This is a genomic window from Moraxella sp. ZY200743 (assembly GCF_050885545.1).
Classification (GTDB): Bacteria; Pseudomonadota; Gammaproteobacteria; order Pseudomonadales; family Moraxellaceae; genus Moraxella; species Moraxella haemolytica.
In genome coordinates, this window is sequence record NZ_CP091313.1 from 1,194,219 (window position 1) to 1,208,484 (window position 14,266).

Below are 14,266 nucleotides of genomic sequence, written 5' to 3' on the forward strand. Positions count from 1 at the left end.
CAAAAAACAATAGTTTTGCAATCATCGCCATCTAACCCTTCAATTTATCAATCCGCTCGCCCAATTTCTTTTTAAATCGCCGCACCGCTTCGTCTTTGTTATGATCAAAAGCAGGTCGCAAAAATGGCACAATGTTTTTTAACACTAAAGTCAGATACTCTCGCCCACTTGCATTGTCTGCCAGTGGTTCGCCCACAATCTCATACATTCGCCCTATGTGTTCTACTCGCATTGTGTTATCAATATCCGTGCGATAACGGATTTTGGCTCTTGCTGTAATTTGGCTATCTTGTGCCTGCCCTGCGATGATGTCTTTGACCGATAGGGGCGTAAACTGCCCCCAAATTGTCAAAATATGCTCCCATCGTTTAGATCTGAGCTCCTGTGGCGGAGCGTTCGGTGGCAGGACGGTGGATTTTTAAGCGGTGGCGTAATTGACCTGCCTGCATTCACACCCCCATCACACGATAAGGGGTAAGCAGGTACTGTACGCCAAATGGCACTTGAGTGATTGTTACCATGTTTGTTTTTGTTGCTTCTCGATTCTCATACCAATGAGTAATAAGCATCAAGCAGGCTTGATTGATTGACGGCGTGTACTCTAAATCACCGCCATTATCTTCAAACTCTCGGCTAGTAAAATTGCTGACATAGTCATAAGCAGCACTAATATAGCTACGCAACAGCTCATCTTCATCGTCATGCTCAATGCGACACTGATGCTTGACTTGTTCAAGGGTAATCATTCTTTTGCTTTACCTTTTGTTTTTTTCTCAATATCTGCTATTTTCCCCCATACACCCCAAGCCTTGCTTGGGGCTTTTATGTTATTTTGCTTGTAAAGTGCCGTAAATAAATGCTTCTGGTCTATACACTGCTAAAGCTAATCGCTCTTCACACAGCACGGTTACTAAGTTTTTAACAAAATCATCTTCATTTTCCGTTGCAACAGCGACAGAAGACAGTTGTCTATCAAAGATTTGTGCACCCAAATTAAACGCACCAGTTAAAAATTTACCCGCTTCCATGGCGGTCGTCTCAACGACAGGCAACCCCCACAAAGTGCGGTTGGCTGAACCTTGAGGCAAGCCGATAATGTGTCTGCCATCTTTGTCTTTTTCTAGCTCAATCTTCGCTCAATCAATTGGATTTAGCACCAAACCAGATACTGGATATTCCGCCAAATAAGCCTGCAAGACTGCCAAGCGGATCTGATCAATGATGCTATAATTTGCCATCGATGCCTTGTCAGAAAAAGCCGTGGCTTGTGGAATAATGCCTTTTAGATTGCCATTTTCGCCATCGCCATTGAGCAATTGTCTATCTTCAACCAGTTTTAAACCGTACATCAAGCGACCGTTGATATAGCTTGATAACATTGATGCGTCATCAAGAATTTGTCGGCTTGCTTTGACAAAGTGAGCAAGCGTACGCATTGACACAGTCTCTGTGCCAAATTTGATGTGCGACTGAGCTTTTTTATCGCCTTCGTTTTCTTGTGCCGCCGCCGAGTTTGTAAAACCAGTCTCTTTGACATACTCAACAGCGTTGCTATCAGTCGTGCCTGCCATCAACAAATCACGCACACGCAACTTTTGGTTTGGTGGTGCGATGATGCCTTGTAGTCTTTGCGTTTGCACCAACGCACCTGCTGCACCATCTGTGTCTGTTGTCGCCGATGTGATTGTTGCTTTTACCTACAAAGACGCACGGTTGCCTTTTACTGGATTTTGGGCAAATTGTTTGAACGATTCAGATTCAAACAGCTTTCGTCCTAACGGTTGATCCGGTACAGACGCACTGCTACGACGAGCTTGTTTTTGTTCAACATCAGCCAAGCGTGTGGTTACCTCGTTGATACTTTGCAGTACGGCATCAACATCGCCTTTGATGTTGTCTAGTTTTTGTTCACCCAAGCTCATGCGACCTTTTAGCTCTTCGCCCAAGCCCTTGACTTTTTCTGTTGCTTTTTGTAGTTCTAAAGCAAGCTCTTTACTTGATTGTGTCATATTACACCTTGATTGATTTTAAGATTTCTAATGCCATGTCATCATCATTTAGCATTTTTTAGTCCGCCATCGGCAATTTTGGCAGCCTGCTCTTGATTAAAGCCTGCATCGACCAAAAATGCTTCAAAGTCTTGCAGGCTTGGCAACGCTCCTTTATGTAGCGTACTTTTGATTGAATTGATACGGCTTTCTTGGTTGGCTGGCATCGTAACGATCGATATTTCTTTTAGGTCAATATCGATCAGCTCATGTGCTTTTTGCTCTTCGTTGTATTGCCAACGATTAAGTTGATAGCCGATTGATAACCCATCAATTGCGTTGTTTTTTAGCAGTGCGTAAGTCTCTTTTGCTTTACTGATGTCATCAATAAACAGCTGACCTTCGCCATACAAGCCATTTTCGTCTTCATACAGCTTATGCCATACGCCGATGACTTCATCCGTCTTGTGTTGCTACAAAATTGGCAACTTCTTAGACTTTACGGACAATTCATTGATTGACTCTAAAAAAGCACCTTTTTTCACGATGTCGCCATAACTGTCTTTTACATCAAACACGCTAGCATAACCGCTAAAAAAGCCGTCATCTTGAACGGCTTTGGCTTTAAACTCTATTGATTTTGTCTTCATCTTTACCCACATTTTCTACTGCAGACAACTTTAAGGCGGTATCAGCAGTAACCGCTGTGCCTGATGGCATATACACACTGTCAAATGGCTGAGCGGTACTACCTTTTGACAGTCGTTTACCACCGCCAAGCCACTTGCTATAAAAGCGTTGCCACCAGTTTTTATCATTTGTTGTCATAGTCTCCTCAAAAAATAATTGGATTGTCTAAAAAGTCATTGATATTACCCTTATCTTGATGCGTGATTGCTCGGCTCATCGCCATAATCAGTGCAACCACGCCATCAATCTTATTCTCGGCTCGCTCTTTGTTTGGATAAATGTTATCTTTTTTGTCAACTTGTGCAACAACATTACTCATCATCCAAGTCATTACTGGGTCGTCACCATGGGCTAAGCGTTTTTGTAATACGACAGCCTCAAGCTCCTTCATTGGTTCACTCATGTTTTGAACGGTGTGCCGAAGCTCAACCATGGTCATGCCCTCTTTTTCCATTTCTTGAGCAAGCTGTGTTGCCTGCCAAGGGTCATAGGCGATTTGGCGAACATCAAAGCGACCCATAAACTCACGCAAATCGTCTTTGATGACTTCAAAATCCACGACTTCGCCCATTGTGAGTGTCAAAAGCCCCATTGTGTCCCACGCACGGTAGCGGTCAGCATTGCCATCCATACTTTCTAGCACCCGAGCATCTGGCAGATAATACCGCCCCGTGAATGTGATAATAAGGGTCATCATTGGTGGGCGGAAATAGCAATATTAGAGCGTTTAAGTCAATCTTTGTCGCCAAATCAAGCCCAATGTAACAGGGGCGGTTTTCCAGCTCGTGTAAAGACTTGCGAACAGGGGCGTTTTGCCATTTTGCCATATTCATACATGCGTTTTTTGCACCAACCCATTCATTTAAATGCTTTGTTCTAAAAATCGTTTGCTTGGCTGACGATGCGATGGCATCTCGTTGCCTTGCCTTTAAAAACTCACCCGACACAGAGATATCGTAGTTTGGATTGGCTTTCATCAGTGCTATGTCGCCTGTCCATTCATCGTCTTTGTCTTTGCCGTATAGCACCGCCCACAAATCAGGAATATCAAGGCGGTGGTAATGACAAGCATCACAGGCTGTTCCCTTGCCCCCATGCCTGTCTCCATCGTGTCATACAGCGTATCATCTTTATGCTCGTGGTATTCATCGATGATGGCACAGCTGGGGCTGGCACCATCGCCAGGCTTGCCGATAACTGGCTCAAAGCGTGAACCGTCCATCACACGGTTCATGTTTGACGCATTAACTTCAACGCCATAATATTCTTTGAGCTGTGGGGTGCGTTCGACCATAATTTTGGCCGGTCTAAAACTTCCCACGCCTGCTTTTCTGTTGTTGCACCGCTATAGACTTCTGCACCAAATTCCCCATCAGCACAAAACATATAATTTGCCAAGCCAGCTGCAATCGCTGATTTGCCATTTTTACGACACACAAAAATCAAAATTTTACGGTAGCGTCTTAAGCCATCTGATTTTTTTACCCATCCAAAAGGCAAGCAACAGGCGAACAGTTGCCACGGTTCTAGCTTGATTTTTTCGCCCTTAGCTGCCCATTTGCCTTTAGTGTGTGGCAACAACTGAATGAACTTCGCCACTTTTTCGGCTTTATCAGCGTCAAATTGATAAGGATAATCCTTATTTTTACTTAATTCTTTATCGCCAAAATGCCTTTGGCACGCTAATTTTATCCATTTGTTTGTGATGATTTTCCCATTGATGACATCACGAGCGTACTTTTCGGCTTTTTTTACATTGTGATAGATCATGAGTTAAATTTTTGATACGCCAAATACCCTACAAGCACGCTTGCAGGGTATTTAAGATTTTAAGAAAATTTAGTTAGTAATAACCAAATCACAAATCCGCAAATGGATTGCTTACATTTTCTTGCTTTGCCCCACCTGTTAATCTTGCTCTACTACTCGGATCAAGCCCTAATAGCGAACCGAACTGCACCAATTGACGAGCTGTCTCATTCATCACAGTAACCGCAGGGTTTTTTGCCATCGAGCCAGTTTCTTCATTCGTGATGACAATGCCGTTGTATTTTATGTGCTCTTGTGCTTCTCGCCATCTTGCATAAGCAACACAAAAGCACTCAATATTGTGTACATCTGCAATCGTCAAAACCTTATTGCTCAATAGCTCTGGCATGACAAGTCGCCACATCTCAAATGCCAACGGTGGCAACCACTCAGGCGGCTCAATGTTGGTTATCGCACCAAACTTGGGTTCATTTTTATTTAATGCACGCTTACCAGCATTGCCGTTTAACTCTTTCAACTTTGTTGGCTTAGGTTTTCGCCCACGCCCTGCAACTGTCGCAATTCCGCCCATTCTTGCCCTACCCCCTAAACTTTTAATTTTGCGGTCGTAAAAATTTTAGCAGGGGGTCGGTCATACCGCTTGATGCCGTGAACTTTTTACCCACCCCCATATCTCTCTGCCTTCGTTTTTATTTGGTGACAGGCATGGCAGATGGCTTGTAGGTTTGTTAAGTCGTCTGTACCGCCTTGTGCCTTACTGACAATATGGTCCACTTCGGTGGCAGGTGTGTACCTGCCTGAATGCTGGCAAACTTGGCAGATATAACCATCTTGTTGCATGACTTGCTTGCGAAGTTTTCTCCACGCCTGCCCATAGCCACGCTCGGATGCGGTGCGACCTTTCTGACTCTTGTGCCAACCGTGCCTGTGGTGGGCGTGGTCGTTGCAAAAACCTTTGTCCGCACGGCTGACAAGGGCGGGGCAACCAATGGCTCGGCAAGGTGTTTTTGGCATTGCTACCCCCACAACAAAAAACCCCTGCAAGGGGCTAAAAACAAAAAAGCCACAACCTTTCGGTTATAGCTTTTTTCAATTATGGCATGATTTTACCCCTTAGCGTTTCCAAAATCAAGGGTTTTTTATTGATAATTTGACAGTTAGGCACAATATTCCTATAATATACTACATAGCCAAGCAATACCGCTTAGGCAACCCAAACCGCCTAGGAGCGATGAGACGACCAACCTTGACAAGGAGCTAAAAATGGCAGAAATCAACAAAATCCATGCCGAAACCGCACGCCTTACCATGGAAGCTGAACAACTTAGAGCAACCACCTTAAAGCTACAAGCCGAAGCTCAAAAAATCCAAAAAGATGCCAAATGGAACCTTTGGCTTGCAATTATTCTAGCTTCTGTTGCCATTGTGGTTGCACTTGTCAAATGAAACCCAATCTTGCCCACCACAACCCAGACCCTACCTACATCAGAGCCTTGCTTGACAAAGCAGGGCTATCCCAACGCAAAACCGCTCATCTTTTGGGCATATCCGAGCGGGTAATGCGTTATTATCTTGTCAAGACCGATGACCCTAATTACCGCCCCATGCCTTATACTGTGCAATTTGCCATTGAGTGTTTGGCAGCCACAACCACTCCAACTCACTAGGCATGGTTAAAGTTAGCCCTTGGCCAAACGCCCAAATCTCAATTTTGTTTAGATACTCACTCATTTGTTTTACACTCGCTTTTGTTGTACTGATGTTTTTAATGACATTGTTTGCTAAATTCTCATACTGCCAATCGTCAAGTAAGCCTTTGCACTGTGCGACACTCCCTACCATTTGGGCAAAATCGCCGTCATCTCGTGCATAAATCTTACTCAAAAATAGCCGTTTAAAATACAAATGCAAATCTTGCCCTGTTTGCTGTTTTAACTGGTGCAACCATTTCCAGTAAAGGCGGTTTTGAGCAAGGCTTCTTGCCTTATCATCATCAATACCAATGGTTACAACAACCTTGTTTGGTGTGTCTAAAAAGTGGTTTAAAAAATCAAAAGCCAAAAGCCTAAATCATCACTCCGATAGGGATTGCTCCACCTAATAGCATTGAGCAAAAACTAACCCAAATCCTAACCGAAATCCAATCATTAAAAAAACCGCCCAACTAAGCAGTTTTTATTTTAGTTGTCTCATTTTGCACCCATAAAAAACCGCCCAAGTTGCACTTGGACGGCTGAATATGTGTTTATAATTCAATGGCCTATAAAATAAAAAAGCCAAATAATTTTGCGAAAAAACGCAGAAATTACTTGGCTTTATTTGTATATTGTAATACAATATATTCCATCAACACAAGGGGTGTTGATTGGGTAGGACAAGCCTAGTGATAAATAAGGAAAAGAACGATGTACAAGTTAATCCAAATCATCGTCCTTATTGTCTTACTACTTATTAGCATAAATGCTTGGTAAGCAATAAGCCAGTGAGTTAGCTACCAACTAACAAACTGGGTGCTAAGTGGGATAGCCGTCCTACTTAGCACATTCCTTACCCATTATCATAGCACCATTTTTATAAAAATCAAGGATTTTTTATGGCAGATAAAGCAAGCCCACAAGCACGCAAAAAAGCAACCGCTAACTATTTTGATAAGTCATTGGCACGCATCGGACTTGTCATCAGTCATACCGAGCCAGAAGTCCTAGCAGCCCTTGAGAGCATTGTAGCACGCAAGGGATGCTCAAAGGCAATGGCAATCAAAACCGCTTTGGTTGAGTATGCCAAAACGCTTGACTAACCCACCAAACTACTGGCAGGAAAACCGCCAAATCGTTGTTCATTGTCTCTTAATTTACAATCAGATAAACGCCCACCACACCTGTCCAGCTCTGGATTGTCGGTGGGCTTGCCGTCATTGGTAAATCTTGCCGTGCCAAGATAACCACATTCTTCGCCACGATAACGACCACACACCGCCCAATGGCAGTAGCTGGTAATGTTGCGAACAGGGATTGTTAATCCTTCAAAGTCCACAGGGTTGGATAATTCAAAGGTGGTGGCATTGGTCTGGCTTGTTTTTTGTTCAATGTACCAGTTTTGGATTTTAAAGTTTTGTTCATCGGCACTGGTCAGATATTATGCTAATGTGTGAATGACTTTTAATTTAGCCCCTACAAAATCACTAAACTTTAGGCATAAGCTCATCTTTTTTGGGTGCGGTTACTGCTCCAACGGTAATCATGCCATCCACAAATGGTTGCATATCATGACTAGATTATAAAACCAGACAAAGACTGTCGCAACCTTTGTTCGGTTTAATGCTCTGATGGTTTGACCTCAACCGTGATGACATAATCCATCACCGCAGGCTGACGCTCAAATGCGTCATATTCCAAACGAATGACATGGCGACCGTTCGCCACCACTTGATAATCGCCATTGGCAAAATCGTGATAATAAGGGGTATTTAGATACGGCTTCAAACGACGATCAGACACCGCCACACTGACCACATCACCAATAGCAGGATAAATAAAATAATCGCAAGTACTACTCAAAATACTGTCTTTGCGAGAAATAACCGTATTATCAATGCGTTTTTGCACCAATCTTGGGCATTCATCTTGTGCTTTTGTACGCCTATTTAGCGGAGTGGCACTTGGCAACTGCTTTATGCCAACACTCACCCTTTCGCTAGCGTCTTGATCTGTATGACTTGGGGTAATTTCAAGTGGCTGTTCGTCTAGCTTACACCCATACAGCAATGCCGATAACGCAAAGATCCATGCGGTCGGCTGTTTCACCCATCTTTTTTTCATGTTCACAAATACCATACCATCATAAACCCTACTTGCGTCCATTGACCATAATGTCTGACAACCCACAAGAACTTGGTGCATCAGTCAAATGCCATACAATAGCATTATAACATAATTTATGATAGACTTTTTATCCAAACCAAGACCTTATCAGTCATCAATAATATCCACAAAACTTGCTCCAAGCACCTTAGCAAGATGAGCAGGAATCATTCCCACATCAAGCCCACGCCGTCCACCACTAACATACATTTTATCTAGGCTTTGGGCGGTGCGGTCTATCACACTAGGCAGTTGTTTCTTTTGAGCGATAGGACTGATACCGCCAACCAGATAGCCTGTGATACGCTCAGCACTGGCAATATCCGCCATTCTTAGTTTCTTAACACCCACTGCTTTGGCAAATTTTCCCAGATTTAGCTGATATGCCACAGGCAATACTGCCACAAAATAACTCTTGCCATCTGTTGCCAGTAAAGTTTTAAAAACTTCGATATCAGCCAAACCTAGTTTTTCGCACGCCTCTTGCCCAAAATTAGTATTGCTTGGGTCGTGGTCGTATTCATGAATACTAAACTCAGCTTTAGCCCTTTTTAATAAAGTTATGGCAGGTGTCATTGCTTATATCGCTTGCTAATAAGGATAGTTAGGGTTAATGAGTGGGTGAATCTTGGTTGAGCTGATGAATTCTTTGGCGTACAGCTTTGTGAAAGTCGCTATTATCATGAGTACCGTTTGCTCGATTTTCTATGATGCGTTGCCATGCTTTTTTCTCAGTCATGAAAAAGCCGTAATGGTCTGAAGCCAATAAGATATTATAAATACCATAAACATCTTCGTGATCTTGGCATAATTGTAAAATATGATCAGAAATATCATCTAGGTCATCATACATTAGGCTTAATCGATGATATCCCCAAACCATACAATGATAATAGGCCCCTTCGGACAATTTCGCCCCAAGCTGTATTTTTTGTGAACTAAGTCGTTCATCTGAAAATTGTTGCTCGCTACTGGGGCGAAAAGTCTGTGAAAACACCATATTGTCCAAATCCGAACCATACAATTGTTGGAATTGAGCATAATTAGGGGTAATCATTTTGTACCAGTCCATCAACATTGATTCGTTGGCAATACTTAACTGACCAACAAACAGTAGTGGCAAACTCAAGGCTTTAAAAATCAGTTTTATGTCAAAAAACATATCACACCAAGCACTCACTCAATCGGTCTTAATGGATAAGCAACATCGGCATTTTGGCTACGATGACGCAGGTAATGATCAAGCAGAACAATGGCAAGCATGGCTTCAGCAATAGGAGTTGCTCGCACACCCACGCAAGGGTCATGACGACCTTTAGTAATGACATCAGTTGCCTGACCGTCTAGGTCAATCGTCCTGCCTGCGGTTGTGATACTGGCGGTTGGTTTTAGAGCAATGGCGACACGGATGGTCTGCCCACTACTAATACCGCCTAAAATCCCGCCTGCGTGATTGGCACAAAAGCCATCAGGGGTGAGTTCATCTCGACTGTCATGGCCAAACTGCTCAATCACACCAAAGCCATCACCAATTTCCACACCCTTAACAGCATTGATAGACATCATTGCATGGGCAATATCGGCATCTAAACGATCAAAGATTGGCTCTCCCAAACCAACAGGAACATTATGAGCAAGAATCTCTAGCCTCGCCCCACAGCTTGTGCCTTGCTCACGAAGTGAGATAATCAGTTTTTCAAATCTGGGTATAGCATCACTATCTCCACAAAAAAACGGGTTTTGGTTGACAATATCCCAATCTAGCTTTTCTGCTTTTTCGGTGCCAATCTGCGTAACATGACCACGAATAATAATGCCCAAACGCTCTTTTAAATACTTTTTAGCAATCGCTCCTGCTGCCACACGCATGGCGGTTTCACGAGCGGAAGAACGACCACCACCTCGATAATCCCGAAAACCGTATTTCATCGTGTAGGTGTAATCGGCATGATTAGGACGAAAGGTCTTGGCGATATTGCCATAATCTTTGGATTTTTGGTCGGTATTGCGGATTAACAGTCCAATCGGTGTGCCTGTGGTTCGCCCCTCAAATACCCCAGAGATAATCTCTACTTTATCGTCTTCTTTTCGTTGGGTGGCGAATTTAGATGTGCCAGGTTTTCGGCGATCAAGCTCGGCTTGCAAATCTTCTTCACACAAGGGTAAATTAGGCGGTACACCGTCCACGATTGCCATAAGTCCCACACCATGCGACTCGCCACAAGTGGTTACACTAAAAAGTTGCCCTATGGTATTACCTGACATATTACCCCCTCTAAATGATTTAAAACAAAGTGGCAAGATAACCACTTGTCTTTGTTATTTTCATTACGCCGTTATTTATAAAAGGCGTATCGCTAAACAGACTTACCTTTTATCTCATAAAAATTTGGTTGCTAAGTTGCTAAATGATGGCTACCTGTGTTATTTCAGCCACGATTCGCCTTTTACTCTCTCAACCTGTCTTGCAAATTCCTCTTGATACTCCAAAAGCTCCTCACAAGTAATCGCAAATACCCCATTACCACCTTTTTGGAAAGTCAACCAATCAAACTGAATCTCAGGATAAGCCTGTCGTAGATGCCATTCACTATTGCCCACCTCACAAACCAGCAGTCCATCACGGGTTAAGTAGTCTGGGGCATGATAGAGAATTTGATGCACCAAATCCAAGCCATCTTGTCCTGCTGCCAAAGCGTGTTCTGGCTCATGTAGAAACTCTGGCGGTAATTCCGCCATATCCTCAGCATCAACATAAGGTGGGTTGGTAACAATCAGTTCGTATTGATTCTCAGCAGGGATTTTTTCAAATAAATCGCTTTGGAGTAAATTCACCTGATGCTCTAGATTATGATGCTCTACATTCGTCCATGCCACTTCCAATGCGTCTTTATCAATGTCTGCCCCATCGACATTCGCATCAGGAAAAGCTACTGCCAAAGCAATGGCAATACAACCAGAACCTGTACACAAATCTAAAATTCGCTCAGGGGGTGATAACTGCAACTCTTGTAATCCGTGTAAGAAAAACTTGCTTTTGCCCACATTGTCCACATCAAAATAAGGATAAAACTGCTGACTGATCAGCTCGGCAATGGGTGAACGAGGAATAAGCACTCTCTCGTCCACATAAAAAGGCAAATTGCAAAAGTACGCCAAATTGATGAGATAAGACAAGGGTTTACGCTCAGTAATACGGCGACCTAATAAATCTAGTACTGCCTGTTTTTCGCCGTCAGTTAGTCGGCAATCAAGAATTTCAGGGTTTGCCTCCCAATCCAGATTAAGAGTATGTAGCACAATCGCAGAACTTTCAGCAAATTCATCAGTTGTCCCCTGTGCCACCACCACATCATATTCACGCAGTTTGCTCACACAAAAACGGATAAAATCACGAATGCTACGCAGATTACGCCCTGCTTCATCAAGTTTCGCATACAACGCATCTATCTGTGCTTGGTTTAATTTACCATCTTCCAAGTCAAACTCTTGCTCGTATTCGTCATAAAATTCATCGTGTTTATAGGTGGTATCCGACATGCTATTGCCTTTTTAATAGGTAGAAACTAAATTGCCATTATAAAGAAAATTTTATTTTTTTTAAACCAGTTTTTGCACATCACCTAAAAAATCAATCAATAAGTTTTTAGCCATTTACATGGTTTTTTTGGTTAAAAATTGCTAAAATAGCCCATTGTTTTAACCAAAGAAATGACATTATGAGCGATAAACTACCCTTTTGCCTTCCTACCGATATCACGCCAGAGATTTTCCTGCAAGAATACTGGCAAAAAAAACCTTTGCTGATTAAAAACGGTCTACCTGCGTTAGTCGGTATGTTTGAGCCAACCGATGTACTAGACTTGGCAACAGAAGACGGTGTATCAGCTCGTCTCATCACCCAGCAAGACAACAACCCAACAGTATGGACACTCAAAAATTCGCCCCTAAACGAGCAGGATTTGCAAAACACACCCAAACTCTGGACGGTCTTGGTACAAAACCTAGAACAATGGTCGCCTGAGCTTGGTGAACTTTGGCAGGCCTTTGATTTTATTCCAAGATGGCAACAAGATGACATCATGGTATCAGTTGCTCAAGCTGGCGGTAGCGTAGGCGAGCATTATGACGAATATGATGTGTTTTTGGCACAAGGCTACGGCAAACGCCGTTGGCAACTGGGTAAAATGTGTGATAGTGACACACCATTCATCGAAGGTCAGCCCATTCGCCTGCTTGATGGCATGGGAGAAATCATTTTTGACGAAATCTTAGAAGCTGGCGATGTTTTATATGTGCCGCCACGCCTTAGTCATTATGGTGTTGCGATTGATGACTGCCTGACTTTTTCGTTTGGTTTTCGCCGCCCAAACATGGTGCAAATCCTAGATGAAATCGCTGATGTCGCCACTGGTGAACACGCCCTGTTTTCTCCGCTGGTTTTGCCCCAAAATGTGCAAAACAGCCCTCATGAATTATCCAATGATAGCATCAACGCCATCAAAGATGAGCTGATTAACCTACTAAATTCCGATCAAGGCAACGCCATCTTAACTCAAGCAATCAGTGAGCTGGTTAGTAAGCGAGGGTACGATCTGATTTCTTTTGATGATGAATTAAGCCCTAATGAACTTGCTAAGCGACTACACAATGGCGAGTGCTTGATGATCAATCCTGCGTGCCGTTTTGTATTACAAAATAATGACTGGTACATCAACGGCGAGCATATTTGTTTTAATGACCAAGAGTTAATACTCATTGAGCGGTTTACCAATAATGAAGCAATCATCTTTGATGATTTGAATGATCAACTGTTGGCAAGCTGTACAAATTGGCTAAATGACAATTGGCTGATTTTGATTTAAAGTTTGACAATGGCATGGCAAGTACTTTTGCAAGTATGTTTATAAGTCCATATCCAACAAAAATGAGCCAACTTCGGCTCATTTTTTATACCCCACTCATCACTATACCAAAGCCAAAATCCGAAGCCACGCCATACCCACTGCCATGCCTATCATGCTAACCACAGTAGTAAACGCCAAAATATTCGCCGCCAAGACATCATTACCACCCATTGCTTTTGCCATCACATAGCTTGCCGCTGCCGCAGGGCTTGCCACCATGACAAACAGCACACCAAATTGCACAGGAGACAATTTTAATAAAATACCCACCAACACTGCCAACAATGGAGCAATGACAATCCGACCAATACTCGCCTGCATAGATAAGCAAGACAAACCCAACATGGATTTAATCTCTAAAGTCGCCCCTGCACAGATAAGGGCAAGTGGCAGAGCAATGTTTGAAAGCAGCTCACCTGTTTTGGCAATGGGTGTAGGTGGTAAGGGCAGATTGGCTATTTTATAAACAAAAGCGGACACCAACGCAATGATGAGCGGATTGGTAAAGATTTTTTTGATGACATTGATGCTTTGTGATTTAAAGTTGGTATTTTGGCTTGTGCGTGATAAAGTAATGACCGATAATATATTATAAAGAATCGTAAGAATCCCCATATACATCGCCCCCACACTCGTTCCCACCACGCCATAAGCATTGGTCGCCACCGACAGGGCGATAATCGCCATATTAGAGCGAAACACCCCCTGTACAAACACGCCTTTATCACGAACATCGCTGACAAAAAATTTGGCGTAGATTTCCGCCCCAAAAAATAACACAAAGGTTGTGATAAACCCTGCGATAATAAGTGGCAATTGCTCGGCATAATTAACTTCACTTTTAATCACGCTAAAAAATAGCAAGCACGGCAAGCCAAACTTAAAAACGATGTTGGAAGCAGTATCAATAAAATTAGGATTGATTTTATCCGTCTTTTTCATATAAAAACCCAGCCCCATAAGAGCTAGGTTTGGAAAGACAATCATAAAGGCAAAACTTATGGCTTGGAAGATTTCTTGAACATTCATCGCTGTTTACTTTTTGGTTAGG

At 42.9% G+C, this 14,266-nt stretch carries 20 protein-coding genes and 3 pseudogenes; 4 read left to right on the plus strand and 19 right to left on the minus strand.

Features of this window, described 5'->3' with window-relative positions:
* Window positions 1–31 precede the first annotated feature (31 nt).
* From L3D27_RS05795 to L3D27_RS05845, 11 genes and pseudogenes are all read right to left on the minus strand, one after another.
* Window positions 32–352: a phage head closure protein gene (locus L3D27_RS05795; RefSeq protein ID WP_432480595.1), complete on the minus strand. Its 321-nt coding sequence runs from the start codon at window positions 350–352 to the stop codon at window positions 32–34.
* A gap of 97 nt (window positions 353–449) precedes the next feature.
* Entirely contained in the window at window positions 450–746 is a 297-nt protein-coding gene (locus L3D27_RS05800) for a head-tail connector protein (RefSeq protein WP_432480596.1), read from the minus strand.
* Window positions 747–827: 81 nt separating this feature from the next.
* A pseudogene (locus tag L3D27_RS05805) lies at window positions 828–2,009 on the minus strand (phage major capsid protein).
* A 44-nt stretch (window positions 2,010–2,053) separates the two neighbouring features.
* Window positions 2,054–2,650: pseudogene (locus L3D27_RS05810) on the minus strand (HK97 family phage prohead protease).
* Window positions 2,613–2,816, minus strand: coding sequence for a hypothetical protein (locus tag L3D27_RS05815; RefSeq protein WP_432480597.1), 204 nt, complete (start codon window positions 2,814–2,816; stop codon window positions 2,613–2,615). Before L3D27_RS05815 ends, L3D27_RS05810 begins: the two are co-directional and overlap by 38 nt.
* A 7-nt stretch (window positions 2,817–2,823) precedes the next feature.
* Complete coding sequence (locus L3D27_RS05820) at window positions 2,824–3,375, minus strand: terminase TerL endonuclease subunit (RefSeq protein WP_284672830.1); 552 nt, start codon at window positions 3,373–3,375, stop codon at window positions 2,824–2,826.
* Window positions 3,293–3,706 (minus strand): terminase TerL endonuclease subunit, encoded by a 414-nt coding sequence (locus L3D27_RS05825; RefSeq protein ID WP_432480598.1) that lies wholly within the window; start codon window positions 3,704–3,706, stop codon window positions 3,293–3,295. Before L3D27_RS05825 ends, L3D27_RS05820 begins: the two co-directional genes overlap by 83 nt.
* The gene (locus tag L3D27_RS05830) at window positions 3,661–3,912 is read right to left on the minus strand and encodes a terminase large subunit domain-containing protein (RefSeq protein WP_284672832.1); all 252 of its coding nucleotides are present in this window, start codon (window positions 3,910–3,912) and stop codon (window positions 3,661–3,663) included. The genes L3D27_RS05825 and L3D27_RS05830 overlap by 46 nt, the downstream gene beginning before the upstream one ends.
* Window positions 3,909–4,448, minus strand: a complete 540-nt coding sequence (locus L3D27_RS05835) for a terminase large subunit domain-containing protein (RefSeq protein ID WP_432480599.1) — start codon at window positions 4,446–4,448, stop codon at window positions 3,909–3,911. The genes L3D27_RS05830 and L3D27_RS05835 overlap by 4 nt, the downstream gene beginning before the upstream one ends.
* 88 nt (window positions 4,449–4,536) lie before the next feature.
* On the minus strand, window positions 4,537–5,019 hold the full coding sequence (locus tag L3D27_RS05840; RefSeq protein WP_432480600.1) for a phage terminase small subunit P27 family: 483 nt from the start codon (window positions 5,017–5,019) through the stop codon (window positions 4,537–4,539).
* An 86-nt stretch (window positions 5,020–5,105) separates the two neighbouring features.
* Complete coding sequence (locus L3D27_RS05845) at window positions 5,106–5,462, minus strand: HNH endonuclease (RefSeq protein WP_432480601.1); 357 nt, start codon at window positions 5,460–5,462, stop codon at window positions 5,106–5,108.
* A 249-nt stretch (window positions 5,463–5,711) separates the two neighbouring features.
* Here L3D27_RS05845 and L3D27_RS05850 point away from each other — a divergent pair, with 249 nt between their 5' ends.
* Both L3D27_RS05850 and L3D27_RS05855 read left to right on the plus strand, forming a co-directional pair.
* A complete protein-coding gene (locus L3D27_RS05850; protein WP_432480602.1) occupies window positions 5,712–5,894 on the plus strand; it encodes a hypothetical protein in 183 nt (60 codons plus the stop codon).
* On the plus strand, window positions 5,891–6,115 hold the full coding sequence (locus L3D27_RS05855) for a hypothetical protein (RefSeq protein ID WP_432480603.1): 225 nt from the start codon (window positions 5,891–5,893) through the stop codon (window positions 6,113–6,115). The genes L3D27_RS05850 and L3D27_RS05855 overlap by 4 nt, the downstream gene beginning before the upstream one ends.
* Here the strand turns inward: L3D27_RS05855 and L3D27_RS05860 are convergent.
* The gene (locus L3D27_RS05860; RefSeq protein ID WP_432480604.1) at window positions 6,039–6,509 is read right to left on the minus strand and encodes a hypothetical protein; all 471 of its coding nucleotides are present in this window, start codon (window positions 6,507–6,509) and stop codon (window positions 6,039–6,041) included. The two genes, L3D27_RS05855 and L3D27_RS05860, sit on opposite strands and share 77 nt — an antisense overlap.
* 532 nt (window positions 6,510–7,041) lie before the next feature.
* Between L3D27_RS05860 and L3D27_RS05865 the strand changes: the two genes are divergently transcribed.
* Window positions 7,042–7,245 (plus strand): hypothetical protein, encoded by a 204-nt coding sequence (locus L3D27_RS05865; protein WP_249100407.1) that lies wholly within the window; start codon window positions 7,042–7,044, stop codon window positions 7,243–7,245.
* Here L3D27_RS05865 and L3D27_RS05870 read toward each other — a convergent pair.
* The 6 genes and pseudogenes from L3D27_RS05870 to prmB all read right to left on the minus strand — a co-directional run.
* Window positions 7,242–7,649: pseudogene (locus L3D27_RS05870) on the minus strand (phage minor tail protein L); the annotation flags it as partial. The gene L3D27_RS05865 and the pseudogene L3D27_RS05870 sit on opposite strands and share 4 nt — an antisense overlap.
* A 113-nt stretch (window positions 7,650–7,762) precedes the next feature.
* Window positions 7,763–8,347, minus strand: coding sequence for a hypothetical protein (locus L3D27_RS05875; RefSeq protein WP_373628584.1), 585 nt, complete (start codon window positions 8,345–8,347; stop codon window positions 7,763–7,765).
* Window positions 8,348–8,416: 69 nt separating this feature from the next.
* The gene (gene ybaK / locus L3D27_RS05880; protein WP_432480605.1) at window positions 8,417–8,884 is read right to left on the minus strand and encodes a Cys-tRNA(Pro) deacylase; all 468 of its coding nucleotides are present in this window, start codon (window positions 8,882–8,884) and stop codon (window positions 8,417–8,419) included.
* 34 nt (window positions 8,885–8,918) lie between these two features.
* Entirely contained in the window at window positions 8,919–9,470 is a 552-nt protein-coding gene (locus L3D27_RS05885; protein WP_432480606.1) for a hypothetical protein, read from the minus strand.
* A gap of 14 nt (window positions 9,471–9,484) precedes the next feature.
* The gene (gene aroC, locus L3D27_RS05890) at window positions 9,485–10,573 is read right to left on the minus strand and encodes a chorismate synthase (protein WP_432480607.1); all 1,089 of its coding nucleotides are present in this window, start codon (window positions 10,571–10,573) and stop codon (window positions 9,485–9,487) included.
* A gap of 159 nt (window positions 10,574–10,732) precedes the next feature.
* A complete protein-coding gene (gene prmB, locus L3D27_RS05895; protein WP_432480608.1) occupies window positions 10,733–11,848 on the minus strand; it encodes a 50S ribosomal protein L3 N(5)-glutamine methyltransferase in 1,116 nt (371 codons plus the stop codon).
* A gap of 179 nt (window positions 11,849–12,027) precedes the next feature.
* Between prmB and L3D27_RS05900 the strand changes: the two genes are divergently transcribed.
* Window positions 12,028–13,173, plus strand: a complete 1,146-nt coding sequence (locus L3D27_RS05900) for a JmjC domain-containing protein (RefSeq protein ID WP_432480609.1) — start codon at window positions 12,028–12,030, stop codon at window positions 13,171–13,173.
* A 102-nt stretch (window positions 13,174–13,275) separates the two neighbouring features.
* On the opposite strand, the gene L3D27_RS05905 is transcribed toward L3D27_RS05900, so the two are convergent.
* Window positions 13,276–14,229, minus strand: coding sequence for an AEC family transporter (locus L3D27_RS05905; RefSeq protein ID WP_432481882.1), 954 nt, complete (start codon window positions 14,227–14,229; stop codon window positions 13,276–13,278).
* Window positions 14,230–14,266: the final 37 nt, after the last annotated feature.